Origin of the sequence: Desulforhopalus sp. IMCC35007, assembly GCF_005116575.1 — a bacterium.
GTDB lineage: Bacteria > Desulfobacterota > Desulfobulbia > Desulfobulbales > Desulfocapsaceae > Desulforhopalus_A.
This window is the reverse complement of sequence record NZ_SWCN01000009.1, coordinates 1-24,012: the sequence shown is the minus strand read 5'-3', so window position 1 is coordinate 24,012 and position 24,012 is coordinate 1. Positions and strand designations below refer to the sequence as shown.

Annotated in this window: 19 protein-coding genes, 2 rRNA genes and 1 pseudogene; 9 read left to right on the top strand and 13 right to left on the bottom strand. The window is 45.2% G+C overall.

Features of this window, described 5'->3' with window-relative positions:
* The first annotated feature begins 39 nt into the window (after positions 1 to 39).
* Positions 40 to 1,107: a hypothetical protein gene (locus tag FCL48_RS11005; protein ID WP_136872334.1), complete on the top strand. Its 1,068-nt coding sequence runs from the start codon at positions 40 to 42 to the stop codon at positions 1,105 to 1,107.
* Here the strand turns inward: FCL48_RS11005 and FCL48_RS11000 are convergent.
* Positions 1,078 to 1,407 carry a GIY-YIG nuclease family protein gene (locus FCL48_RS11000; RefSeq protein ID WP_136872333.1) on the bottom strand — a complete coding sequence of 110 codons (330 nt, stop codon included), beginning with the start codon at positions 1,405 to 1,407 and terminating at the stop codon, positions 1,078 to 1,080. The genes FCL48_RS11005 and FCL48_RS11000 overlap by 30 nt on opposite strands.
* Positions 1,408 to 1,609: 202 nt before the next feature.
* On the opposite strand from FCL48_RS11000, the pseudogene tatC reads away from it, so the two are divergent.
* The 3 genes and pseudogenes from tatC to FCL48_RS10980 all read left to right on the top strand — a co-directional run bounded on the left by tatC (position 1,610) and on the right by FCL48_RS10980 (position 4,868).
* Positions 1,610 to 2,385 (top strand): annotated as a pseudogene (tatC, locus tag FCL48_RS10990) (twin-arginine translocase subunit TatC).
* Between the two features lie 144 nt (positions 2,386 to 2,529).
* The gene (locus FCL48_RS10985; protein WP_136872331.1) at positions 2,530 to 3,798 is read left to right on the top strand and encodes a class II fructose-bisphosphate aldolase; all 1,269 of its coding nucleotides are present in this window, start codon (positions 2,530 to 2,532) and stop codon (positions 3,796 to 3,798) included.
* Positions 3,799 to 3,848: 50 nt separating this feature from the next.
* The gene (locus tag FCL48_RS10980; protein WP_169309186.1) at positions 3,849 to 4,868 is read left to right on the top strand and encodes an NAD-dependent epimerase; all 1,020 of its coding nucleotides are present in this window, start codon (positions 3,849 to 3,851) and stop codon (positions 4,866 to 4,868) included.
* 94 nt (positions 4,869 to 4,962) lie between these two features.
* On the opposite strand, the gene dxs is transcribed toward FCL48_RS10980, so the two are convergent.
* The 3 genes from dxs to FCL48_RS10965 form a co-directional block, all read right to left on the bottom strand.
* Positions 4,963 to 6,870, bottom strand: coding sequence for a 1-deoxy-D-xylulose-5-phosphate synthase (gene dxs, locus FCL48_RS10975; protein WP_305791017.1), 1,908 nt, complete (start codon positions 6,868 to 6,870; stop codon positions 4,963 to 4,965).
* Positions 6,871 to 6,947: 77 nt separating this feature from the next.
* The gene (locus FCL48_RS10970; protein ID WP_136872329.1) at positions 6,948 to 7,844 is read right to left on the bottom strand and encodes a polyprenyl synthetase family protein; all 897 of its coding nucleotides are present in this window, start codon (positions 7,842 to 7,844) and stop codon (positions 6,948 to 6,950) included.
* Complete coding sequence (locus FCL48_RS10965) at positions 7,819 to 8,067, bottom strand: exodeoxyribonuclease VII small subunit (RefSeq protein WP_136872328.1); 249 nt, start codon at positions 8,065 to 8,067, stop codon at positions 7,819 to 7,821. Before FCL48_RS10965 ends, FCL48_RS10970 begins: the two co-directional genes overlap by 26 nt.
* 222 nt (positions 8,068 to 8,289) lie before the next feature.
* On the opposite strand from FCL48_RS10965, the gene xerA reads away from it, so the two are divergent.
* From xerA to FCL48_RS10945, 4 genes are read left to right on the top strand one after another with little or no spacing between them, the layout of a single operon-like run.
* The gene (gene xerA, locus FCL48_RS10960; protein WP_136872327.1) at positions 8,290 to 9,198 is read left to right on the top strand and encodes a site-specific tyrosine recombinase/integron integrase; all 909 of its coding nucleotides are present in this window, start codon (positions 8,290 to 8,292) and stop codon (positions 9,196 to 9,198) included.
* Between the two features lie 56 nt (positions 9,199 to 9,254).
* Positions 9,255 to 9,785, top strand: a complete 531-nt coding sequence (gene hslV, locus FCL48_RS10955) for an ATP-dependent protease subunit HslV (RefSeq protein ID WP_169309185.1) — start codon at positions 9,255 to 9,257, stop codon at positions 9,783 to 9,785.
* A complete protein-coding gene (hslU, locus tag FCL48_RS10950; protein ID WP_136872326.1) occupies positions 9,785 to 11,185 on the top strand; it encodes an ATP-dependent protease ATPase subunit HslU in 1,401 nt (466 codons plus the stop codon). Before hslV ends, hslU begins: the two co-directional genes overlap by 1 nt.
* A 22-nt stretch (positions 11,186 to 11,207) precedes the next feature.
* Positions 11,208 to 11,795 carry a hypothetical protein gene (locus tag FCL48_RS10945; RefSeq protein ID WP_136872325.1) on the top strand — a complete coding sequence of 196 codons (588 nt, stop codon included), beginning with the start codon at positions 11,208 to 11,210 and terminating at the stop codon, positions 11,793 to 11,795.
* A 79-nt stretch (positions 11,796 to 11,874) separates the two neighbouring features.
* On the opposite strand, the gene dnaE is transcribed toward FCL48_RS10945, so the two are convergent.
* Positions 11,875 to 15,399 carry a DNA polymerase III subunit alpha gene (dnaE, locus tag FCL48_RS10940; RefSeq protein WP_136872324.1) on the bottom strand — a complete coding sequence of 1,175 codons (3,525 nt, stop codon included), beginning with the start codon at positions 15,397 to 15,399 and terminating at the stop codon, positions 11,875 to 11,877.
* A gap of 1 nt (position 15,400) precedes the next feature.
* Entirely contained in the window at positions 15,401 to 16,273 is an 873-nt protein-coding gene (locus FCL48_RS10935; RefSeq protein ID WP_205747699.1) for a pentapeptide repeat-containing protein, read from the bottom strand.
* Positions 16,274 to 16,757: 484 nt separating this feature from the next.
* On the opposite strand from FCL48_RS10935, the gene FCL48_RS10930 reads away from it, so the two are divergent.
* Positions 16,758 to 17,288 (top strand): DUF4388 domain-containing protein, encoded by a 531-nt coding sequence (locus tag FCL48_RS10930; protein WP_136872322.1) that lies wholly within the window; start codon positions 16,758 to 16,760, stop codon positions 17,286 to 17,288.
* A gap of 14 nt (positions 17,289 to 17,302) precedes the next feature.
* On the opposite strand, the gene FCL48_RS10925 is transcribed toward FCL48_RS10930, so the two are convergent.
* The 7 genes from FCL48_RS10925 to FCL48_RS10895 all read right to left on the bottom strand — a co-directional run.
* Positions 17,303 to 18,139 carry a motility protein A gene (locus tag FCL48_RS10925; RefSeq protein WP_136872321.1) on the bottom strand — a complete coding sequence of 279 codons (837 nt, stop codon included), beginning with the start codon at positions 18,137 to 18,139 and terminating at the stop codon, positions 17,303 to 17,305.
* A 5-nt stretch (positions 18,140 to 18,144) separates the two neighbouring features.
* A complete protein-coding gene (locus FCL48_RS10920) occupies positions 18,145 to 19,341 on the bottom strand; it encodes an OmpA family protein (RefSeq protein WP_136872320.1) in 1,197 nt (398 codons plus the stop codon).
* A gap of 108 nt (positions 19,342 to 19,449) precedes the next feature.
* Positions 19,450 to 20,106, bottom strand: coding sequence for an NAD(P)/FAD-dependent oxidoreductase (locus FCL48_RS10915; RefSeq protein WP_136872319.1), 657 nt, complete (start codon positions 20,104 to 20,106; stop codon positions 19,450 to 19,452).
* Between the two features lie 36 nt (positions 20,107 to 20,142).
* Positions 20,143 to 21,090 carry a fructose-bisphosphatase class II family protein gene (locus FCL48_RS10910; RefSeq protein ID WP_136872318.1) on the bottom strand — a complete coding sequence of 316 codons (948 nt, stop codon included), beginning with the start codon at positions 21,088 to 21,090 and terminating at the stop codon, positions 20,143 to 20,145.
* Between the two features lie 17 nt (positions 21,091 to 21,107).
* Positions 21,108 to 22,967, bottom strand: a complete 1,860-nt coding sequence (locus tag FCL48_RS10905; protein ID WP_136872317.1) for a fructose-bisphosphatase class III — start codon at positions 22,965 to 22,967, stop codon at positions 21,108 to 21,110.
* Positions 22,968 to 23,578: 611 nt separating this feature from the next.
* Positions 23,579 to 23,695: ribosomal RNA gene (rrf, locus tag FCL48_RS10900) — 5S ribosomal RNA — on the bottom strand.
* A 178-nt stretch (positions 23,696 to 23,873) separates the two neighbouring features.
* A 23S ribosomal RNA gene (locus FCL48_RS10895) occupies positions 23,874 to 24,012 on the bottom strand; the annotation flags it as partial.

Below are 24,012 nucleotides of genomic sequence, written 5' to 3'. Positions count from 1 at the left end.
GAAACAATTTCCCGTAATTTTTTAAAAAGGTAGCCTTGAATGTCTCTCATATCTCCCCAATGTCGTCCTTTATTAATCGGTAGTTTACCCATAGCCGATCATAGTGAAGCAACCGAACTCATATTTGAGTACACCCCTGAATTCCCTCTCTGGCCCCAGCTGCCCATGTACCAGGAAGAAGGAATGATTCGCCAGTATGTTGCTGGGTTTCCAAGCATCGGTGAATGTGATGGAAAGCTGTTTGTGGACGGAACCGATGCGGACTTTGATGCAGAAGTGCTCAGCTTTTACGAAGAGTATCTCATGATTACAGAGGGCGGGGGCCCTCTTGAGGGCTCAAGATTTGAGCTGACTGAAAAGTACGCAAAAGGCTTTTTCACTTTTATGGAGGCTGCAGAAAAGCGTGCCGGCAGTTTTCTCAGCCTGAAAGGTCAGACCACAGGTCCCGTGACCTTTTGTACAGGTCTTGTGGATCAGAACAACCGGGCGATTTTTTACGATGACCAGCTCCGTGATATTGCAATTAAGCTCCTTGGCTTAAAAGCGAGATGGCAGACCAGAAAAATGGCAAAACTTGGCGGTCAGCCTATCATGTTCTTTGATGAACCTGGTCTCGCAGGCCTTGGAACTTCGGCCTATATCACAATTACCCAGGAGGATATCGTTGCCTGTTTAATGGAAGTTTTTGAAGGCGTGAAGGCAGAAAAAGGTCTTACAGGCGTTCATGTATGTGCCAATACAGAATGGCCGGTGCTCTTTGATGCCAAGGTGGATATCGTCAGCTTTGATGCCTACTCCTACTTTGATCGTCTTGTACTCTATGCGGATAAGCTGGTTGAGTTCTTTGCGCGTGGAGGCTTTTTAGCCTCTGGTATCGTTCCAACAAGCCCCGAGTTCATTGAAAAAGAGACGGTGGATGGTCTAGTTGCCAAATGGTTTGAACAGACCAGACAGCTTGTGGCTTTGGGGATCAGTGAGGAGGTGGTGTATCAACAGTCATTTATCACCCCAAGCTGTGGAACGGGAGCGGTGTCTTTTGCTCAGGCCAAAAGGGTTCTGGAGTTAACGAAAGGGGTTTCAGACAAGATCCGCACTTCCTTCTCCTAAATGGAGTGTGGCGTTGCTGGCCTGAATGAGTTGCTTTTTTAGCTCAGGCCGCATGTGTTTTATTGCGTACTCCCTCTTGCAGGCGCTGTGTCGTGATTCTTGTTGCTCAAAGTAAACAAGAGTTACTGGGCGCCTGCAGCGAGTGTATTTCGCCCCTCGTGCTGTGTTGTTATGCTCATGCAGCCGTCTTGTTACATCTGTGGTTACCCCTGTATACAGGGAGTTATCCGAGCAGCAGACAATATAAACAAACCAGTTCTGGGGCGATGATGAAGGTGTTGGGGGAGCGGTTATTGGCATGTTTGGGATGTCCAGGTAGGTGTGGAATGAATATGGGGTGTTATCGCCAGCTCAAAAATCAGGTGATCTGCTTGCCAAATTTGGGACCAGATGGTAAAGAACTGACGTGTTGTCCGTAACGCGAAAACGGAAGATTTTGGAGGTGAGGTCTGTTCTCTCTAAACTTGATGCACTCATTAAAAATAATCAGTGACTATGCCATATGAAGAGTGAAGGTGGAAGTGAAAATTTAGAAAAGCAGGCGCTTACAGAGCATCTTCGTGAATTGAGATCCTGCCTGATCCTGTCGTTTATCGCTGTATTTGTGGGGTTTTGTCTTTCCTACACTGTGATCCGTCCCATTGGCACCTGGTTTTTCAAACCCCTCACCGATGTTCTGCCGGAAGGGACCTCCCTTATCTTCACCTCGTATCAGGAAGGGTTTTTTTTTATCTAAAGCTCGCCCTGGTCTGTGGTCTTCTACTTGGTTGTCCAGTAATATTTTCTCAAATATGGCGGTTTGTCTCTCCGGGCCTCTTTAAGCATGAAAAGCGTGTTCTCATTCCTTTTACGGCACTTTCGTCATTCTGCTTTATCGGTGGTGCCGCTTTTGGCTATTTCGTTGTTTTCCCTCCTGCCTTTAAATTTTTAGTCGGTTATAATAACGAGTTTCTCACTTCTCTGCCTGCAGTAAGTGAATATTTTTCCCTGGCGACAAGATTGCTTCTTGCCTTTGGCGTCATTTTTGAAATGCCGCTTTTTATGGTCTTTCTTGCTAAAATTGGAATCATTGATGTTGCCTTTCTCAACAGGAATCGCAAATATTCCATTCTGATCAATTTTATAATTGCCGCAATCCTGACCCCGACACCTGATATCGTCAATCAATTGATGATGGGTGTCCCGCTGATGGTTCTCTATGAAATCAGCGTTGTTGCGGTGTGGATTTTTGGCAAGAAAGGTTTCAGCGGTTTTGACGGAAAAGTCATTGAAGAATAATGTGAGCCTGGCCGTTTTCCTAACTGGATTTATGATACTCTCTGCATTATAAGTGAGAGAGTTCATTTGGTTACTCTATACACCGGATCAAGTGGGGGAGTTTCCCTCAGTGGCCGTTAATTATCGTATGTGGAGGTATTAATTATGTCTCAATCTGATTTTGAAAAGCTTATTCAAACAGGCCGACCACCCAATATAGCCCGTCTCTTTCCCAACTCGAAAGCACTCATTGTCAGTGGTAAAGTCGTTGATCAGGCTCTTGTTGCCAAAGGCTCTGCAATGACAATTGCCGCAAATGGCCGCAGCAATCTTGTCATTCGTGGAGCCCTCCAGGCAGCCCAACGTGCCGACGCTGCACTTCTTGTTGAAATAGCACGATCTGAGTGTAACTATTGTCCTGTTAATTTTTATAATATTGCCCGTCAGGTAGATGCCATTTGTAATGAACTGGGGATTACCATTCCGGTGGCCATTCATGCCGACCATTATGGTATCAAGAGCGAGGCTGATCTGCCCTATGCTAAAATGGAGATCCCTTCAATGTTTGAGGCGGGAATTACCTCTATTGCTGTAGATGCCTCCCATATGCCCGATGCTGATAATCTGTTGGCTAATATTGCACTGGCCGGCTATATTCCCGGCTGGGCGGGACTTGAAACCGAAGTGGGTGAGATTAAGGGAAACCAGGGCCTTTCTACAGTTGATGATGCGACCTTTTTGATCAGAGGGCTGAACAGCAGGAAGATATTTGCTGACTGGATTGCCCTCAATAATGGTTCATCCCACGGTCTGGAGGCCAGCGGTACCGGCATTCAGGTGGAGCTGACAGCCGAAATACATAAGCATCTGGTTGCCTATGGGGTGTCCGGAGCACAACACGGAACATCTGGAAATAACTCTGATAAGTTACGAGCAATCAGTACTCAGACCCATACAACCAAGGCAAATGTAGCCACTGCCCTGCAGATGGTCTCCTGGGGGCTGGAAGTCAACGATTACGGCAATGCACTCCAGGACAGTAGCGGCAATTTCATCAAGGTGAAAGGGGAAGGGGTGACAGAGGAAACCTGGGAAAAAATGGTAGCCCATGCTGAGAAACAGGGATGGAAAGCGGGGGACTATAAAAAACTCAATCTTCCCTTTGAGACGACAATTCTGGCTCAAGATAAAAAAGTTCGCGAGCGAATGGCTGCTCGGGTTGAAGCTTTTGTCTACAATATGCTGACCAATGTTTTTAATGCTGAAGGATCAGGAACACTTGGGAAGGAATTATTAGTCAAAGCGGGCTCTTACGATCTTGGCTCCAAGGGTAAGCAAATTGAAGATCCTGCCGACTGGACCAGGGAAAAAATAATTGAACGAGCAAAAACTTTGGTTGTAAATAGTGGTCCGGAAGGTGATTTTGACGATTGATGTCTTTTACAGGACAAACAAGGTATTTGGTAAAAGGATAAGTAACAGGAATGAATGAGATAAAGAAAGTACTCATCACCGGCGGTGCCGGCTTTATTGGGGCCCATCTTGCGCAACGTCTTACTGCGGTGGGAACCGAGGTTGTCGCTCTTGATAATCTCAATGATTATTATGATCCACAGCTGAAAGTAGATAGAATGGCAGCATTGGCGACTGGCGAAAACTTTAGCCATGCCAAGATCGACCTTGCAGATCGGGCTGCTGTGGAAAGTCTTTTTCAGCAGCACAGTTTTGATGCGGTGGTGAATCTGGCAGCCCAGGCGGGGGTCAGGTATTCTCTTATCAACCCTCATTCCTACGTGGATACCAACCTGGTTGGTTTTGTTAATATTCTTGAAGGTTGCAGACATACAGGGGTGAAGCATCTTGTCTATGCATCGTCAAGCTCCGTCTACGGCGCGAACACCAGGATGCCTTTTTCGGTGCATGATAATGTTGATCATCCGGTTTCTTTGTATGCTGCATCCAAAAAAGCCAATGAGCTGATGGCCCATACCTACAGTCACCTTTTTAATCTCCCTACAACCGGGCTACGATTTTTTACTGTCTACGGACCATGGGGGCGGCCTGACATGGCCTTATTTCTTTTTACCAAGGCGATTTTGGAAAACCGTCCCATAGATGTTTTTAACAATGGTAAGATGGAGCGTGATTTCACTTATATCGATGATATTGTAGAAGGTGTTTTCCGTGTGATCCATAAAACTCCGCAAGGTAATCTCAACTGGAGTGGAGATAGACCTGACCCGGCGACATCATACTGCCCTTACAGGGTCTATAATATTGGCAACAATAATAAAGAAAAGCTCTTGAGATACATTGAAGTTCTGGAAGAGTGTCTGGGACGTAAGGCCGAGAAGAACTTCCTCCCCATGCAACCTGGAGATGTGCCTGCAACCTATGCCAACGTCGACGACCTTGTCGATGATTTTGACTATAAGCCTGCTACGAGCCTGGAATTTGGCATTGGTCGTTTCGTTGACTGGTACAAGTCATATTTTAAGATCTGAGTGGTACCAGTTTCATAAAAAAAGAGGGATTTCGCTTTGCGAAATCCCTCTTTTTTGTTATTGCCTGATTGTTGTGCCAGGCGAACTGATGTGTCTATTCTTTTCCTAAGAGCGTTTTTGCGGCGAGGATGATCGCTGCTGTATTAATCCCACTATTTTTCCACAAGGTTTTTTGTGGACCATGTTCCACAAAGCTATCCGGGTGACCCAGGATTTTTGTGCGGACATCAAAGAGACCCTTGCTGCTGAACATTTCCAGGATGGAACTTCCAAAGCCACTGAGTTTACTGTTGTCTTCTATTGTAACGACATTGCCGGTGTGTCGCGCCCAGTTTTCGATGAGCTTCTCATCCAGTGGTTTGATAAAGCGGGGATTAATGACAGCCGCACCAATCCCTTCTTTCTTTAATTCTTCCGCTGCTGCCATAGCAGAGTAGACCCGGTTACCGACAGGAAGGAGCAGAACATCGTCGCCTTCTATGAGCAACTCACCTTCACCAATGGGAATAAGCTCCAGTTTGTCGGTATCGGTGAGGACGCTGTCTTCGCCAGCACCTCTTGGATAACGGATTGCAGAAGGTCCGTTATAGGCAATAGATGTGTGGAGCATATGTTGTAACTCCTCTTCATCTTTAGGGGCCATGATCACCATATTGGGAATAAATCGGAGAAAGGCAATATCGAAAGTACCATGGTGGGTGGGACCATCGTCACCAACAACACCAGCCCTATCTATTGCAAGGGTTACAGGGAGTTTAGGGATACAGATGTCGTGGATGATCTGATCGAGTGCCCTTTGAAAAAAAGTGGAGTAGATCGCCACAACAGGACGTAATCCCTCTGAGGCCAGACCCGCCGCAAAGGTTACCGCATGTTGCTCTGCAATGCCTACATCAAAAAAACGATCTGGAAATTCCTTGGAAAAACTGGCAAGACCTGTACCGGAAACCATAGCCGCAGAGATGGCCACAATTCGTTGGTCTTTTCGGGCAAGGCTTGTGAGAGTCTCTCCGAATACCTTTGTATAGGTCAGAGGACCTTTGCTGCTATGGGGCGTGCCACTTACGATATCAAATGGCCCAATACCATGGAAGATATCAGGGTTTTTTTCCGCAGGTTCATAACCTTTGCCCTTTTTGGTGAGCACATGGACCAGCATGGGGCCCTGGGATGTGTCGCGAACAGTTTCGAGGGTTTCGATGAGGTCTTCGAGATTGTGACCGTCTATTGGTCCGAGATAGTTAAACTTAAAGGCCTCAAACAGCATTCCTGGTGTGAAAAAGCTTTTAAAAGATTCCTCGCTTTTACGAAGAATATTCAAAATATTTTCTCCCACGTCAGAAATGCCAAGTTTTTCCACAAGATGGTTCTTAACCCGGCTCATGGTCTTTCCTGTCAGTTTTCTACTGAGAAAACTCGACATTGCACCAACGTTGGGTGAGATAGACATCTCATTGTCGTTGAGTATGACAACGAGGTCTTTATCCAGGTGCCCTGCGTGGTTGAGTGCTTCAAAAGCCAGTCCTGCAGTCATAGAGCCATCTCCAATGACAGCGATGGCCTTATGGGGATCTTTTTTGAGTATTTTCCCAAGAGTAATACCTGTTGCAGCAGAGATGGACGTTGAGCTGTGGCCGGTCTCAAAGGCATCATATTTTGATTCTTTAAACTTAGGAAAGCCACTCATACCCTTATATTGTCTGAGAGTGGCAAATTGATTCTGCCTGCCTGTGATCAGTTTGTGGGCATAGGACTGGTGGCCGACATCCCAGATGAGTTTGTCATTTGGGGTGTCGAAAACATAGTGAATCGCAAGGGTCAGTTCAACGACACCAAGGCTTGGCGCTAGATGGCCGCCCGTTCGAGCGACAGTCTGGACAATGGTATCCCGAATATCCTGCGCGAGTAACGTGAGGTCTTTTATTGACAGATTCCTGATATCATCAGGACTTTGTATCTGCTCCAGTAAGGTGGTTGGTGTTTCTGGTTGTGGTATTGACATAACGCCCATTTAGCGATTCATTCAAGAAGTAATGGTTGATCCAGCTGCTGGTTTGACCGGGGTCAAACCAGAGTTGACTAATTACTTCTGGTATATATGTATTCAGCAAGAGCTCGAAGTGAGTCTGCTTTCTGGTCGAAATCTTTTAGTGCTTTTATTGCATTCGTTACTGCCTTTTTGGCTTTTTGCCGAGTCTCTTCAATGCCAAAAAATGCAGGATACGTTGCTTTACCCCGGCTGTTATCCGAGCCTGCTGCCTTGCCCAGTTCTGTTGTGGTTGAGGTGGCGTTTAACAGATCGTCGACAATCTGAAAGGCAAGTCCGATCTGGTTGCCATATTCCACAAGTGCTGCAATTTCTCTCTCACTTCCACCAGCACCGATAGCTCCAGCCTGCACCGAGCAGGTGATCAGAGCTCCTGTTTTACTTTTGTGAATGGTTTGCAGGGTGCTAAATGGAAAATCAGTGTTTTCGCTTGCAATGTCAAGGCTTTGACCGCCCACCATTCCTAAGGGACCTGCAGCTCGGGCAACTGTTTGTACTATTGCGAGGCGTTGCTCAGCCGAGAGTGTGTTGTATCGCTGATCAGTGATGAGATCAAAAGCCCATGTCAGAAGGCCATCGCCTGCCAGAATCGCCTGACCTTCGCCATAGATCACATGATTTGTGGGCTTCCCCCTGCGCAGTTCATCATCATCCATTGCAGGAAGATCATCATGGATAAGCGAGTAGGTGTGTATACACTCCAGGGCGCAGGCAACAGGCAGAAGAGCCTCTGCCTGATCCTTGGACTTGCAGATGGCCTCTGCCGCAGCAAGGCAGAGAATTGGTCGCACACGCTTGCCTCCGGCAAAAAGGCTGTAGCGCATGGCCTCTATATGTTGGACAAAAGGCCCGTTGGCCTCCAGCATAAAACGTTTCAGGCCATCTTCAACGAACTGCTTTTTATCATTCAGATAAATCTTTATATCCACTGTCTTGCTCGCCAAAAGGGAAGGTTTCTATTTTTCCGTCTTTTTCCAGCAGTAATTCAACCTTTGCCTTGGCTTCAGAGAGTTGTTCAGAGCAAAACTCAGCGAGTTGAATACCCTCTTCAAATTTCTTCAGGCTGTTTTCTAGACTCAATTCCCCGTCCTCTAATTCTTCGGTGATTTTTTCCAGTCGGGTGAGCGCTGTTTCAAACGATTTTTTTGCCATAATTTACGATTGTTCCGTACCAAAAGAAGGTTGTCGGTGAAAGTTATTCGGGATAATAGTGGCTAACATCGGACAACCTGAATAGTGTATCAGCAATAGAAAAACACCTTGGTATATATTATGTAAGCGGCAAGAAGTCGAGTGGAAAAGAAATAAACCAGCTGCTTTTGACCTTACAATGAAGAATTGGTGTTCTTGTAAAACAAATTAAAACGAAATCAAATGATAAAAACTATTGAGATTTTTACAAGGTGGCTGGAGGTCGAAAAGGGATATTCCAGCCACACTGTAAGTGGTTATAAGAGGGATATTTTAGAATTTTATTCAACCCTGAAAAAAGACAGCCGGGTTGATTGCGTTTCTGCTCTGGAAATACGAAGATTCGTTGTTAGTCTTCACGGTCGCAATAGTGGCGCCACCGTTGCGAGAAAGTTGTCGGCCCTGCGGACTTTTTTTCGTTTTGCCCAAAGAGAAAAACGGATTGAGGTTGATCCTGTGACAGGCATAATCGGGCCGAAATTGGGGAGGTTTATTCCTGTTTTTCTCACAGTAGATGAGACCTTTGCCCTGCTGGAAGCTCCGGCAGCTTCTGATACCTATATGACTCGGGATAGAGCGATTTTAGAGCTCCTCTATTCAACTGGAATCCGGGTATCTGAACTGGTTTCAAGAGACCTTGCTGATCTTGATTTCAAAGAGGAAATGCTTACGGTACGGGGCAAAGGTGATAAGGAAAGGCTGGTTCCGGTTGGAGCGCCAGCACTTGAAGCGGTAAAAAACTGGCTGGCTCAGCGCAATCAACTCATAGAACTGCGCGCAGGTCGGGGGAGGACTGTTGAAAAAGGGGCCCTTTTTCTCAATGGTAGAGGGGGGCGTCTGTCCGTTCGAAGCGTTGAACGGATGGTGAAGGCTTATGGTGAAAGGGCTGGAATATTGCAGATGGTTACTCCTCATGCTTTGCGGCACTCTTTTGCAACCCATCTTCTTGAGATGGGTGCAGATCTCAGATCTGTGCAGGAATTACTTGGACATGCGAGCCTGTCAACCACCCAGCGTTACACCCACCTGACCCTGGACCACATTTCTGATGTGTATGATAAGGCGCATCCGCTGGCACAAAATAAGACGTGATTTTGGTGGGAGGCAAATCGTCTCTCGTAAGATAAAGATTTTTTAATAGAGTCCGCATGAAAATACGATCCACAACTATTCTGGCAGTCCGACACAAGGGGGAGGTTGCCCTGGCTGGTGATGGGCAGGTCTCCCTTGGCAATACGGTCATGAAGCATAATGCCCGCAAGGTCCGAAGACTATACAATGATCAGGTTGTTACAGGTTTTGCAGGAGCTACGGCTGATGCCTTTACCCTGTTTGATAAGTTGGAGCAAAAGCTTGAACAATACAAAGGTAATCTTTTACGTGCTTCCGTCGAACTGGCAAAAGAATGGCGCACGGACAAATACCTGAGAAAACTTGAAGCGATGCTTATTGCAGTGGATAAGGACCACTCATTACTGCTCTCAGGAACAGGCGATGTGATAGAAGGTGATGAAGGAATCCTCGCTATCGGTTCCGGTGGTCCCTATGCCCAGGCAGCGGCGCTTGCCCTTGTCCAGCATAGCGATCTCAGTGCAGAGGAGATTTGTTCCGCAGCTCTTCATATTGCCGGTAATATCTGTGTGTTTACCAACAATTCTATCATAGTTGAGAAATTATAATGTCAAATCAGTCTTATACACCTAAAGAGACACTTGCCGAACTGGATAAATATATAGTAGGGCAGGCGGATGCAAAACGGTCTGTGGCCATTGCGCTGAGAAACCGCTGGAGAAGAAAGCAGGTACCATCACCCTTACGAGAAGAAATTGCGCCTAAAAATATTATTATGATAGGTCCCACGGGCGTTGGTAAAACCGAGATAGCCAGGCGTCTGGCTTCACTGGCTCAGTCGCCGTTTATTAAGGTGGAGGCCTCTAAGTATACGGAAGTCGGTTATGTGGGGCGCGATGTAGAGTCAATGGTGAGAGACCTTGTGGATCTGGCCATTAATATGGTGAAAAAAGAAGAAGAACAACGGATCAAAGGTGTCGCTGAGGCCAACGCTGAGGATAAAATCCTCGATATTCTGCTACCTCCCACCCCTGGTCGTGTTGGTGCAGTTGGGCCGGAAGGGGCAACTTCTTTTACTATTAACAACCCAGACGTTCCTGTGGTACACAGTGACAAACCAGAAAACAGTACCAGAGAAAAATTCCGACAAATGCTTCGGGACGGCAAACTCGATGACCGCGAAGTCGAAGTAGAGGTCAGTGATACAAAATCTACCCCAATGGTGGAGATTATGACCACCTCGGGACTGGAAGATATGCAATCCAACATTCAGGATGCTTTTGGAAAGCTTTTTCCCAAAAAGAAAAAAGCCAGAAAGATGAAGATGAAGGAGGCTAAAGAAGCGGTCATCAAGGAAGAGACGGAAAAACTGATTGATCATGACAAGGTGGTTCAGGAAGCTTTAAAAAGAACAGAGCAGTCCGGAATAATCTTTCTCGATGAAATTGATAAAATCGCCTCCAAGGGTGGTGGCGGCCATGGCCCGGAGGTTTCAAGGGAGGGTGTTCAACGAGACCTGCTGCCCATAGTCGAAGGTGCAACGGTAAATACCAAGCATGGAATGGTGAAAACTGATCATATTCTTTTTATCGCAAGTGGTGCTTTTCATCTTTGTAAGCCATCGGATCTTATACCGGAATTGCAGGGACGGTTTCCTATCCGTGTTGAATTACATCCCCTAGGAAAAGACGAATTTGTCCGTATCCTGACCGAACCGGAAAATGCCCTGGTCAAGCAGTATATAGCCCTTATGAAGACTGAAGGTGTTGAGCTTGAATTTGAAGCTGAAGCCATTGAGGAATTAGCGGCGATCGCGGTTGAGGTCAATGAGAAAACGGAAGAGATCGGCGCAAGAAGGTTACACACGGTTCTGGAGAAAATGCTCGACAATCTGTCTTTTGATGCCTCTGAGCGCGATGGTGAGACGTTTGTCGTAACGGCTGAATATGTGCGGGAACAACTGTCTGCAATAGTTCAAGATCATGACCTGAGCAGGTATATCCTGTAAACTTTTATCAGTGGAGAGCAGTATGTTTTTAAAGTTTTTTGGAAAAAAGGGTCAGGAAAAAACCGAAGAACGTAATGCAGAGTTTGTTTGCGACATAGACCCGGATTTGAACTACTGTCCGGGGTGTGAAGTGGAATACCGTCGTGATATTAACACATGTCCGAGTTGTAATGTGCAGCTTATAAGCGGTGTCGAGAAAATTGAGCAGTTGCAGATACAAAATAGTTCTCAGAACATGCGCAGTATGGAGCTTTTACCTGGTGACGAGCTTGTCTCTCTACGTAAAGGCCCTCTTAAAGATATGAAAATGCTGCAGAAAGTTCTTGCTGCTGAAAGGATTCCATCAATTCTTGCAGGTGATGAGGCAAGTTGTGGTAAAGGATGTTGTGGTCCTGAAATGTATCTTCAGGTCAAAACTGCAGATATAGATGTTGCGACAGAGGTTCTTGCCCGTGATTTTGTCAAAAGCACGGCTCTTAATATCACTGATTTAAAACATGCAGACGTGGTTTTCGACGAGCAGGCAAAGGAGACCGTCTGCCCTGCCTGTGGTTGCAGATTTTCCCCAACGGTTGGAGCCTGTCCCGACTGTGGACTCTGTTTTTCCTGACAGCCCCGCAATGGGCCTTGCCTGTAAAGTTCTCTGACCATGAACGTACCCAGTTTTTCTGGGTACGTTCACATCCTTATTAATTACTTTTTGCCTGATTTTCCCAGCGTTTTTTTCTTGGCTTGATCATAAGCGGTTTTTTGGAAAAGCTGATCGCCTTGTAGTCAAGGATCTCCTCCATTGTGTCCGTCAGGGCCCGGCAGGGTCTAATGGTGAGATCTTTTAAGACATCTATATCAACCTCACCACGGCCCGAAAAATGAAGGGTGAGACGCACCGGACATGAACCATGATACTGGTAAAGAGTCTTTTTTACCTTTTCCAGTTGCTGACGGGAGAGTTTTTCTGAGTTCAACTTGATCCGGGCCGCTTCGGTGTATTTTTCGCGGGCATCTTGCAGAGAATCAATGGATTCAGCAATGATTTTTGGACCTCGGTCATCCTTTTGTACAGTTCCCTGAATGATGAGGGGGTCCGTTGAAGAGAGGAGTTCTTCGCATTCCGCATAGGTGTTTGGAAAAACAACAACTTCTACAGCCTCAAACAGATCTTCAAGGGCGAGAAAGGCCATTGGATCTCCGCGTTTACTCTTGAGCTTTTTACAGGAACGGATAAGACCTCCAATACGAACGGGCTGGTCGTCGCCCCACTCAATAAGGTCCTGAATTTGACAATCTATGATCGTATTTATCTCCTGGATGGCATCATTGAGAGGGTGGCCTGTGATATAAAAACCCACAGTTTCTTTTTCCAGTACAAGCTTCTTCCGCTCGTCCCACTCGGGAATGTCCGGCATGGGGATATGGGACAGTTCTGTTTTATTCTGAGTCTCCGGCACCACGCCAAAAAGTGACATCTGTCCACTTTGCAGGTCTCTTTGAACCGCTTTGGCCTGTTCCATGGCCTGGTCAAGGACGGCCATGTACTGCGCCCTGTTATAACCTAAGGAGTCAAATGATCCTGATTTAATGAGACTTTCAATAACACGGCTGTTGACTTTGCGTGAGTCCACACGGTTACAGAAATCGCTGATAGATGTGAATTTTCCGTTTTTATTTCTCTCTTCGACAATCGAATCAAGGGCGTTTTCACCCACATTTTTAACAGCAGCAAGGCCGAACCTGATCCGGTTATCCTTAACGCTGAAATCCTTTACGGATTCATTGATATCAGGTGGTAGAACCTCTATATCATGTTCGCTGCACTCGTTTATGTATAAGACAACCTTGTCCGTGTTGTTCATATCGCAGGAAAGAAGTGCGGTCATGAACTGCGGCATATAGTGGGCTTTAAGATAAGCCGTCTGGTAGGAGACGAGGGCATAGGCTGCCGAGTGGGATTTGTTGAAACCGTATCCGGCAAATTTTGCCATGAGGTCGAAAATATATTCAGCCTTGTCTGCGGGGTAGCCATTTTTGATGGCTCCTGCCATGAACTTGACCTTTTCTTCCTCCATGACCTCGGCAATTTTCTTACCCATGGCACGGCGAAGTATGTCTGCATCCCCGAGAGAATAACTTGCAAGGATATTGGCTATTTTCATAACCTGTTCCTGGTAGACAATCACTCCGTAGGTCTCTTCAAGTACGAATTTGATATCAGGAAGAGGGTAGTCGGCTTCTTTTCGTCCATGTTTGGTTTCAACAAAGTCATCAACCATGCCAGAGTCAAGAGGTCCAGGTCTATAAAGTGCCACCAGAGCGATCAGATCACTGAACTGTTCCGGTGCAAGTTTCACCAGAAGTTCCCTCATGCCAGAACTTTCAAGCTGGAACACTCCCTGGGCATCACCGCTGCAGAGCAGTTCAAATGTTTTGGGGTCATCCATTGGAATGGTGTCGATATTGAGATCGAAACCATTGTCAATCTTGATATGTTTGACCGCTTTATCTATTACCGTAAGCGTTTTCAGACCAAGAAAGTCAAATTTTATAAGGCCCGTCATCTCCGTATGCTTCATGTCATACTGGGTGAGGGTTTCCTCGTTACTGCCCCGGCAGGTAGGGAGGTAATCGGTCATTGGAGTGGGGGAGACGACAACACCCGCCGCATGGGTTGAGGTGTGTCGAGCCAGTCCCTCCAAGGTTTTGGAAACGGAGAGCAGTTCTTCAATGCGAGGGTCGCTGTCGGCTGCTTCCTGGAGCTTGGGTTCTTCAGCGAGGGCCTTTTTTATTGTCATTTTCAGCTGATCAGGAATCAGCTTGGCAACCTTATCCACATCGCCAAAGGGAATATCAAGGGCACGGCCCACATCGCGGATAACTCCTCTGGCCTTCATGGAACCGTAAGTGACGATCTGGGCGACGTATTCTGCTCCGCCGTACTTTTGTCGAACATATTCAATTACTTCGCCACGCCTTTCTTGGCAAAAGTCAATATCAAAATCCGGCATCGATTTCCGTTCAATATTGAGAAAACGTTCAAAAATAAGACCGTATGGAATAGGATCGATATTGGTAATGGACATGGCAAAGGCGGCGAGACTTCCCGCACCGGAACCACGTCCAGGCCCTACAGGAATTGCATGGTCTTTTGCCCAGTTAATGAAGTCGGCGACGATGAGAAAATAGGCGGGGAACCCCATAGTGGAGATGACATCAATCTCCATTGCCAGCCTTTCTGTGTAGATCTTTTCCACCTCTTCATTAAAGGTACCCGCTTCGCGCATCTGATCGAAACGGATTTTAAGACCGTTCCAGCAGGCATCTGTAAACATTGAATCGAGCGTTTTACCCGGTGCAACCGGGAAATTCGGGAAATAATAGTCACCAAAGTTTATTTCAAGATTGCACCGATCGGCTATTTCCTGGGTTGTCGCAATCGACTCCGGGCAATGGGCAAAGCTTTTGCGCATAACCTCCGGAGATTTAAAATAGAATTCATCGGTTGTGAAGCGAAATCTTTTGGGGTCATTGATGGTTTTTCCGGTCTGAATACAGAGCAGCAGCTCATGGGCGTGGGCCTCTTCCCGGTTGAGGTAGTGGCAGTCATTGGTGGCAACAACCTTGACGCCCATTTCAGCCCCAAGTTTTTTGAGACCATCGTTGACTATCTGCTGGTCAGGGATGCCGTTTTCCTGCAGTTCAAAATAGAGCCTGTCTCCAAAGATATCATAGAGTTCCCTGGCTTTTTTCCTTGCCGCACCCATATCATTTTTATGAATCAGATATGGTACTTGCCCATGGAGACAGGCGGTGAGGGCAATGACACCCTCGTTATGTTCTTTGAGAACCTCCATATCGATTCTTGGCTTGTAATAAAAACCTTCGAACTGAGCGATGGACGCAAGTTTCATCAAATTTTTATAGCCGGTATGGTTCATGGCCAGCAAAACAATATGGTAGGCAATGTTGCCATCAACTACTTTTTTAACCCTTCTGTCGCCAGGAGCTATATAGAGTTCACATCCGATGATGGGTTTTATCCCGGCTTTTTTGGCTTTTGCATAGAACTCAAGGGCACCGAACATTGCACCATGATCGGTAATGGCAACACTCTCCATTCCGTATTCTTTACATTTGTCAAGAAGGTCTGCGATGCGAATGGCACCGTCGAGAAGACTGTACTGGGAATGGACGTGGAGATGGGTAAATCCTGCACTCATATTATTGAATCTTTCCTTGTATGCTTTCGAGGTGGGCCCCGGTTAAATTTGTATCCTTAAACACTGCATTGGTGACATTGGCGCGAATGAGATTACTTCCCCTGAGGTCTGAATTGGAGAGATCGGCCAAACTGAGATTGGCCCCGGCCAGGTTGGCGCGAATGAGTTGGGCATTGGAAAGATTTGCACCTTGAAGGTTTGCCTGTCTCAGGTTTGCATTGGTCAGGTCAGCGCCTGAGAGATTGGCCCCCGCAAGGTTGGCGTGGCTGAGCTGGGCGTTGCTGAGATCAACCCCGCTGAAATTGCAATCCGGACAATTTTGAGCGAGACGGGTGAAACGTTGTTTGGTTGTTTCGTTGTCTTCAGGTAGAGATTTTGAGGTGTTCATTACGGCGTAAGCTGAACCTTGCGCTGAAGTGTCATTTACGCTTTTTTCTACATCTTTTGCATGATCGATGCTATCGTTTGCACTATCTACATTTACCAGTGTTCCTTTGTAGCTTGGTGCTCCGTTACGAGTAAAAAAATGTAACGAACCGTTATCTTCTATAACCCTGTAACAGTTTTTGTCACCGTAATACCAGGTATCAAATTCAATGCATAACAGATTTTTATCCACCAATGTCCATTTTCCCTTCTCTGTGTTACCAAGATAATCAGTAGCCTGGAGTTTGTTATTTCCTTGAAAGTGAACAGTGGCATCCAGGTAGATGGATTCGAGGTGGATGTGTTTTCCATTGAACTGAGCTTGTAACTGATTGTTATCAAGGGGAAGTTGTCCCTGTTCCTCGAAGTTTTTGAGTGAAACCTGAGCACAGGAAGAGAAGAAAAGACAAAGAGATAGGAGCAATATGTACAATATCGATGGCTTCACTTTATGGTATCCACGGCTGGAATAAACAAATGTTGGGTTAGGAATAAATCTCAAGATCATGGAGTAATAGCATAGAAGAGAGGATTTTGCACTTCATTTTCAAATGAAGTAAATTGGTCAATTTTAAGTTGTAAAAACAGTAAGTTGTTTCAGTTTTTTCATATTTGTTGGAATCTTCTGATTATCTTCCAGATGCACAAAAAGTTGGGAGGAAATAAGATTTTACATTGTTTATTTGTATTTTGGATTGCTGGTGATTTGAGATAAAATCTACCGAAAAAAAGCCGTATGCAAATGACTTTTTGCTGTTTTCTGACTCTTGATATTGTATTTGTTGTCTTTCCATGTTATTTCCTTCCGTTTTGTTTACGCTCGTACTATAGTAAGATGTTCTCCATCTGATTGAATCGATTATGTAATGGTGGATATTGGAAATTCAATATCTTAAAGCCATGAAATGTGTTTTCAGAAATTCAGCTGACAAATGATATTAGATTCACGCCATAAAACCGGTGTTTCCTTGCAGGGCAATATTGCAGTTATTGAATTGAATAATATTTTTCAATTTTTTGACTATGCGACAGCCTCTGGAGAACTGCGTGTTGTCGGAAACAACAACAACGCAAGTTTTTTCTTTCAGAAAGGGATTTTGATATTCGGGGCTTTGAGTGTTAACCAGAAAAAAATAGGAGACATGCTTGTAGAGTCCGGCGTCATCAGTGCCCATCAGCTTGCTCAGGGGTTGGAATTCCATGCCCAGCACGGTAGGCGGCGTCGCCTGGGAGACATCCTTGTTAAAAAAGGCTTTGTAAAGTTTGAAGATTTGGCTGAAATGCTTCAGATACAGGCAAGAGAGGCTTTTTTTGAAACCTTGAACTGGAAAGAAGGAATGTTCTTCTTTTATGCCAATCAATACCCCTCAAAAGAGGAAATACTGATTAATGAACGTATTGACCACCTCTTGCTTGAAGGGATTGTTCGAATGGATAACTCCTTTGGTCCCGACCAGAATTAAAACATTTTCCGCTTTTATATATCTTTGAGGGTTTGTTGCTCTGCTTTTTGTTTGGCGATATTAAAGCGATCTTTGAGCTTTGTATAGGATACGAACTCTGACGCTCTTTCTGATGGGGTGAGAAAAGATTCAAGCTTTGTTTTCAGGATAACCGGGTTCATTTCCGAGTTTATAGCTATAACGCCTTCCAGAATTATTTTTTGCAGTAATAACTCTTGATTTGTTCTTTCTTTTATGGTGGCCGCGAAGGGAAGGAAAAAGAAGTTCGCAAAAAGCAGACCATACAAAGTCGAAGTTAGCGCAATGGGGATGGCTTTTAAAATCACAGAGGTATCACCGATGCCGCCTAACATTGTGATGAGTCCTACCACCGACCCCATGATACCAAATGCTGGAAAATAATCGGCTATAGATCGAACAACCCTTTCTGAATCCTCTCTGCGTAATTTAAAAAAATACATTTCTGTATTGAGAATATCCCGTATCTGATCAATCGAGTAGCCATCCACCAGACAACCGAGAGCTCTGCGAAGAAAGAGTATTGTTGTCTCATTTTCCTCATTCTGCAGTGACAGGATTCCCTCTATTCGGGAACGGATCGAGAGATCAATCAGGATGTTTATTATTTCGGTTTCTTTTTTTATAGGCTTTTTATAGGCCGCCAGCAGAACCTTGGTGACAATCTGTATCTGTTCAAACCTGAAACTGATAAGAGAGGCACAGACGGTACCTCCGCACACAATGAAAAGGCCCGAGACATTAAAATAAAGACTGAGATTGCCATGGAGCATGAAGCCGGCCAGAAAGAGGGCCGCGCAGAGTATAAAGCCGATGAAATTTTTATTTTTCATAACGATTAATTTAAGGTTTCAGGAGTTGCTGGTTGAGGTTTGGGCAACCGTTTAGAAATGATTATTTCCACACGTCGGTTTCTGGCACGATTTTCTGCTGAATTGTTTGGTGCTACCGGTCGGTATGAGGCGTAACCGCTTACGACAAACTGAGCTGGATTCATTTTTATTTCATCCATGAGAAACCTTGCAACGGTACTCGCACGTGCGACAGACAGCTCCCAGTTGCTACGATATCTGCCCGAGGCCATGGGTATGTTATCTGTGTGTCCAACGACATTAATCATATATGGGGTATCCTTGAGAACAGTTGCGAGGGTATAGAGTGAATTCTTAGCGGACGTGGACAACTCGCTGTTACCAAGAGAAAAGAGCAGATCTCCTGTTAGAATAATGCGCATGGTGTTGTCTGGGATAAGGTCGACGGTGGCGAATTTACTGAGGTCATTTTTAGTAAGCGCATCCTTGCTCAGGGTATACATATTCCCCATGGGATCAGTTGCTGGCTGTACAGCTGTAGGGCCTGGTTCTTCTGGGACAAGTGGGCGAGGTTGCAGAACTGTGTCTGATGGAATGGGGAGGGGCTGTTGAGTTAGTGGTGGGCGGATTCGCTGTCCGTTTTCTACTATAATGGCAATGCTGTTTGTTATAGTGGTCGGGATGTCTGGGTTGAGTTGTATGTCTTTTACTGTCAGATCCTCTTGAGTTTCAGCAGGACTTTGAAAAGCCGACGAGGCTGGGAATTCATCTTCTTTGAGTTCTTCCACGGGAATACGTTCAACCTTTTTAATCGTTCCTGCGGTCATGAGTGGCAGGCTGGGGCTGATAGGCGCAAAAGGAAAAGAGGCACCACTGGAATCAGAGCTTTGCAGTGCTTCTGTCGTGTCGCCTCCAATGACTTCCTGTCTCATAGGTCCAAGAAAATCATCATGGGCCATCTGGTAGACGAACATGGATAGAAACAGGATGAACATTGTCATCATAAGATCAGACCAGGCAACCGACCAGTGTGTTGCAGCAGGAGTAGTTGACCTAAATGGCGTGTCGTCAACGTGAAAGACCGTATTACTCGCACTTCTTCTTTCAATTGAAACGGCTGTGGGAGTAAAGCGTTCTTTGTTCAAAAAAGAATAGACCGGTTCCGTATCCTTTTTGGGTATTTTTTGTAGATCCGCTTCTTTGTGGGGAGTTGATGTGTCCAAATGACAGAGCCGCTCTTTAAGGTTTCCTTTGTTCAGCACTTGAAGGAACTGAAGGCCTATCAAGTACCAAGAATATAAAGAGCTGCTCGAAGACGGGAAAGGGAGCGATCAGATAACGGCCTGTTTAAACAACTCAACACCAATACGTTCAATAAAACGTGATGCTCTCTCTTTTTTCCTTCCATTGGTGCAATAGTAATCAATGCATCTTCTAAGAAGCTCTAATGCATCCTCTTTTGCAAGATCAGTACCAATAATGTCACCAATTCTCGGGCGATTTCCAGAGTGGCCGCCAAAAATAACTGTCCAGCCATTTTTTTTACCTACAAGGCCTATATCTCGTACAAAAGATTCGGCACAACAAAACTGGCAACCGGATACACCTATTTTCAGTTTTGCGGGAAGCTCAATATTTGCAAGGGTTGTTTCTATCAAAATCCCAAATCCCAGAGAATCCTGGATGCCAAATTTACATACTTCCGTACCCGGACACGATTGCACATAATGAAGGCAGAGTTCACTTGCACGACCCGGGTCCATATCAAGATCCCGATAGATAGCATCAAGATCTTTTTCCTCTATGCCAACGAGGGCTATACGTTGACCTGAGGTTATTTTGACAATAGGGATGTCGTATTTATCAACAACCCGGGAAATTGATTGTAAATGATCGCGAAGTAATAATCCTCCAGGAATTCTGGGGACTATGGCATAGGTCTGTTTATCTCTTTGAAGGATGGCATTTTTCGGTGGAATAATCGGCATAATAATAAAAAGTAGGTATCTGTTAGAAAAGAAAGATTAAAAAACGGGTTTATAGTCAAAAAAATGACGCGTCTCCAGGGTTCTGTAGGTGTGTGTTTCGCCACGGGCGACAAACGAGCGGGTGATAGCACCGTTTGGAGTAAATCTGACACCCTCTAGAAACTCTCCATCGGTGATCCCTGTTGCGGCGATGGCGACTTGTTTACTCTTGATGAGATCCTGCACACGAAAGATCTTGTCGAAATCAGTGATGTTATGTTTTGTCGCAGCCTGTTTATCTCGATCATTTTCATAGAAGATTTTTCCTTCGAAATAACCACCAAGACAGCTGATTGCTGCGGCAACGAGAACTGCTTCCGGAGCATAACCGTAACCGATATAAATATCAGCTTTCGCCCCAGTAATAGCGGATAGGCAGCCGGAAACCTCTCCTTCATCGATTAGCTTGATCCTTGCGCCACAGCTTCTGATTTCGTGAATGAGCTGTTTATGCCGGGTTTGATTTAAAATACAAACGGTAACATTTTCGGTGTATTTTTTAAGAGCTCTGGCAACGCGTTTTACATTGATGATAGGTGGTTGGTTAATATCAATGACCTGGCCGACATTAGGACCGACCACTATTTTATACATATTCAGATTTGGAACAGACTGTATACAACCTGATTTTCCTATAACCGCAAAAGAGGTTGAGTTATTTTTGCCATCGGCCGCTGATCTATATGCTTCGAGTGCAATAGCCATTAAGTCAGTTTTTTGACCTCCTTTGCCCAAAATTGGGGGCAGCTGGAATGTCTCAGGTCTGTTGAGAAATCTGTCATTTATAACTGTTCCCTCAACTTCCAGGCGATTGAGGGTTTTGGTTATTGCTTTACGCGTTTGGTTGAGAATATCAAGATGATTACCAAGTCCCTGGATGCGTGCAGCGGTAAGAGCGGCAATTTCCGTTGCTCTAACAATTTCCATTCCATAATTAGTATTCATAAATGAGACCTGCAGATTTAAAGGTGTGAAATATTGAAACTATTTTGATCACCACTGCATTCACGCAGTTTGGACATGATCTCGTTACGCGTTTCAAGGAGTTTTTTGCCAGCGATAGTATCTTTGATTTTCATCGGTTCCCTGAACTCATCTATCAGCTCGATATCAAGAGGGGCGGACTCCAGTTTTTTTTCGGCTACTTTGATCTCTTCAGGGGTTGGCAAAATGATACCATAGAGCTGGTGTGGAGTGTGTACCAGAGAATGGCCCCTGTTATAATAAGCAGCGGCAAACCCGCCATCAACGTTAATGGCCACACCGTCTTCACTTGCCATCTGTATACCTTTTTTATAATCCACAGGGGTATGGCCAAAAATGACGCGTTGCACACCGAATTCCTGTTGCATTTTTCTTTTAAATTTATCGGTCTGCATGTTGTCTTTCCAGAACAGACTTCTCTCTTCGTGGCTCTTTTTATCGATTAAAAAATACCTCTCGAAGGTTTTCATTGCATGTTTGCCGAAAAACGGAGATTTGGGACCACACCATAGATAGAAAAATAGAGATTGATCGTCGATATTCTGGGGCTTGCCCTCGATGTAATTGAGGCCAACCCGTTGAATGGTCTCTTGAATATATTCCAGGAGGTGTTTACCTTTGCGGCCAAGAAATTCTTCAAATTCACCTTCAGCAGTGGAAGGAACCAAGGCGTGAATATTAAGAAAGTTGTTTTGAATATGATAGGTTTTACCGCGGCTGAAAAGAAATTGCAGTAACCGCATCAGCTTTCTATTCGTGGTGAATTGGACGGTGAGGTCGGCTATTATCTCCGCCTCCTCATCGGCTAGTTTACCAGGATTATCAAGATCAAGAGTTGGGAAATGGGCGTCGTTTAGAGAAGAAACATCTTTACTTCGTAAAATTTCCGCCAGCTTGTCAAGCCAAAGTCTGCTGGACATCTCATATTGAGGGAAATCGCGGATGGTTTGTTCTTCAAGTTTGAATTGGATAATCGCAAGGGCTTTTTCCATCGAGCGTCCCTTGTCAGTTTTCGCCTTGAAATTTCCGGTAACTAAATCGACCGGATATGTCTTTTCGGCAAAACTCGCGAGTTGTGAGGTGTCAAACCCCAGTCGCTCCAAAAAAATAAAATGATCGTAACGGCAGGTAATGCGAAGAGCTTCAGCCACGAGTGAGCTACAGCCAGCTGCAGCTCCCATCCAGAGGATATCATGGTTCCCAAACACATAATCAACACCGTCCCGGTAATAATGGGACGAAAGGATGCGCAATATTTTGTCTGGCTGATCTCCACGGTCAAAAACGTCTCCAAGAACTTGTATTCGGTCCAGAAGAATCTGACGAATAGTGTGAGATAAATGAGCTATGAGGCGATCAGCAATGATTTTTTCTTCGAAAATTGGATCCGGAACAGGCAGTCCTGACATGAGCCTATTAATCACATCGCGAAATTCTGGCCGAAAGATTTTACTACTGTGCAATCGAATGTTGGCCAACTTATATTTTAATATATCAACGAGACAGAGGATTACATCCTGCATGTCCATTTTCATAGCAGCGTCAGGGAAATATGATTTTTTCCTGATAATTTTTGAGAGATATTGTAGTTTTTCCTCGCTGAAGGTATTTGGTAAGGCCTCCTTGCATGTCTGGTAGAGCATACCGAATCGTCCACGAAGGATGGATTTAAACCGATCACCTTCGCCATGGAGATCACTAATCCACAGGGTCGTTGGTATATTTGAATTGAGCTCTAAGTCCAGTTCAAGGAGTTGGCTTGAGAGTTTATCTATCTCTGATACAGAGAGGATTTTTGAAGCGGATTTGGTATTGTCCTGTTTACTGTGAAGTGACATGAGTACACCATTATGATCATAATGAAGAAGAAAAGAGGGACCATAAGTCTATTAATTTAGCCTATATATAATATAAATATATCAGATATACAAAAAATAGTAGTGCAATTCCTCATTATTGTTGAATTTTGTAACCTTCAAGAAAGAAAAGAGCTGGAAGTGTACTGCTTCGAGGTGGGATGTTATAGATGTTTGTCATGATGGAGTTTGACGGCGAATAGGGTTCGGGGCTGGCATTTAGATGCCACCTGAAAAAAAGGTATGCAATGAAGGTCGGCATATACAAACAAAAAATCCCCAATCAACCTTATAGTTGATTGGGGATGGTGTAAAGATAAGGCGATGACCTACTCTTGAGCGCAGCGCCCGTGCAGTACCATCGGCGCCAGGTAAGTAAGCGAAGTGAGACTCCGAGAGAGTTAATTGCCGTGCTTGGAATGGGAACGGCTGGATCCTCTTTGCTGTGACCGCCGTAAAACTTGTTGTGCCTGAGGTGGAGAAGGGGATATGTACCCATCCTGCCTTGCACTGTTTTACGTGTAATCCCAGTCGATAATAGAATAAAAAAAATCCCCAATCAACAATGTAGTTGATTGGGGATTGGTGTAAAGATACGGCGATGACCTACTCTCCCACACAGTCGCCCGTGCAGTACCATCGGCGCTAAAGAGCTTAACTTCCGTGTTCGGAATGGGAACGGGTGGATCCTCTTTGCTATGACCGCCGTAAAACTTGTTGTATGACTCAACCCCATCTTATTAGATGAAGGTATCAGCAAGGAGTTATATCATCTTGCTGTCGCCATAACGATTTACCAGTAAGGGCAGGGGAGAGAGTCCCAGGCCATTACCTCAAAAGCTCGACAATTGAATAGTAGAATAATCAGTAGTTCATTAATCAAAAAATATGGATAAGCCACACGGGTTATTAGTATCGGTAAGCTCCATGTATTACTACACTTCCACACCCGACCTATCAACGTGGTGGTCTACCACGACCCTTCAGATGGCTAATGCCATGGGATATCTCATCTTGAAGTGGGCTT

What these genes read in the sequence shown, in the direction of transcription:
- FCL48_RS11005 (WP_136872334.1), top strand. Translation starts at nt 40, where the DNA reads ATGTCTCTCATATCTCCCCAATGTCGTCCTTTATTAATCGGTAGTTTA.
- FCL48_RS11000 (WP_136872333.1), bottom strand. Translation starts at nt 1,407, where the DNA reads ATGCCAATAACCGCTCCCCCAACACCTTCATCATCGCCCCAGAACTGG.
- FCL48_RS10985 (WP_136872331.1), top strand. Translation starts at nt 2,530, where the DNA reads ATGTCTCAATCTGATTTTGAAAAGCTTATTCAAACAGGCCGACCACCC.
- FCL48_RS10980 (WP_169309186.1), top strand. Translation starts at nt 3,849, where the DNA reads ATGAATGAGATAAAGAAAGTACTCATCACCGGCGGTGCCGGCTTTATT.
- dxs (WP_305791017.1), bottom strand. Translation starts at nt 6,870, where the DNA reads ATGTCAATACCACAACCAGAAACACCAACCACCTTACTGGAGCAGATA.
- FCL48_RS10965 (WP_136872328.1), bottom strand. Translation starts at nt 8,067, where the DNA reads ATGGCAAAAAAATCGTTTGAAACAGCGCTCACCCGACTGGAAAAAATC.
- xerA (WP_136872327.1), top strand. Translation starts at nt 8,290, where the DNA reads ATGATAAAAACTATTGAGATTTTTACAAGGTGGCTGGAGGTCGAAAAG.
- hslV (WP_169309185.1), top strand. Translation starts at nt 9,255, where the DNA reads ATGAAAATACGATCCACAACTATTCTGGCAGTCCGACACAAGGGGGAG.
- hslU (WP_136872326.1), top strand. Translation starts at nt 9,785, where the DNA reads ATGTCAAATCAGTCTTATACACCTAAAGAGACACTTGCCGAACTGGAT.
- FCL48_RS10945 (WP_136872325.1), top strand. Translation starts at nt 11,208, where the DNA reads ATGTTTTTAAAGTTTTTTGGAAAAAAGGGTCAGGAAAAAACCGAAGAA.
- dnaE (WP_136872324.1), bottom strand. Translation starts at nt 15,399, where the DNA reads ATGAGTGCAGGATTTACCCATCTCCACGTCCATTCCCAGTACAGTCTT.
- FCL48_RS10930 (WP_136872322.1), top strand. Translation starts at nt 16,758, where the DNA reads ATGATATTAGATTCACGCCATAAAACCGGTGTTTCCTTGCAGGGCAAT.
- FCL48_RS10925 (WP_136872321.1), bottom strand. Translation starts at nt 18,139, where the DNA reads ATGAAAAATAAAAATTTCATCGGCTTTATACTCTGCGCGGCCCTCTTT.
- FCL48_RS10915 (WP_136872319.1), bottom strand. Translation starts at nt 20,106, where the DNA reads ATGCCGATTATTCCACCGAAAAATGCCATCCTTCAAAGAGATAAACAG.
- FCL48_RS10910 (WP_136872318.1), bottom strand. Translation starts at nt 21,090, where the DNA reads ATGAATACTAATTATGGAATGGAAATTGTTAGAGCAACGGAAATTGCC.
- FCL48_RS10905 (WP_136872317.1), bottom strand. Translation starts at nt 22,967, where the DNA reads ATGTCACTTCACAGTAAACAGGACAATACCAAATCCGCTTCAAAAATC.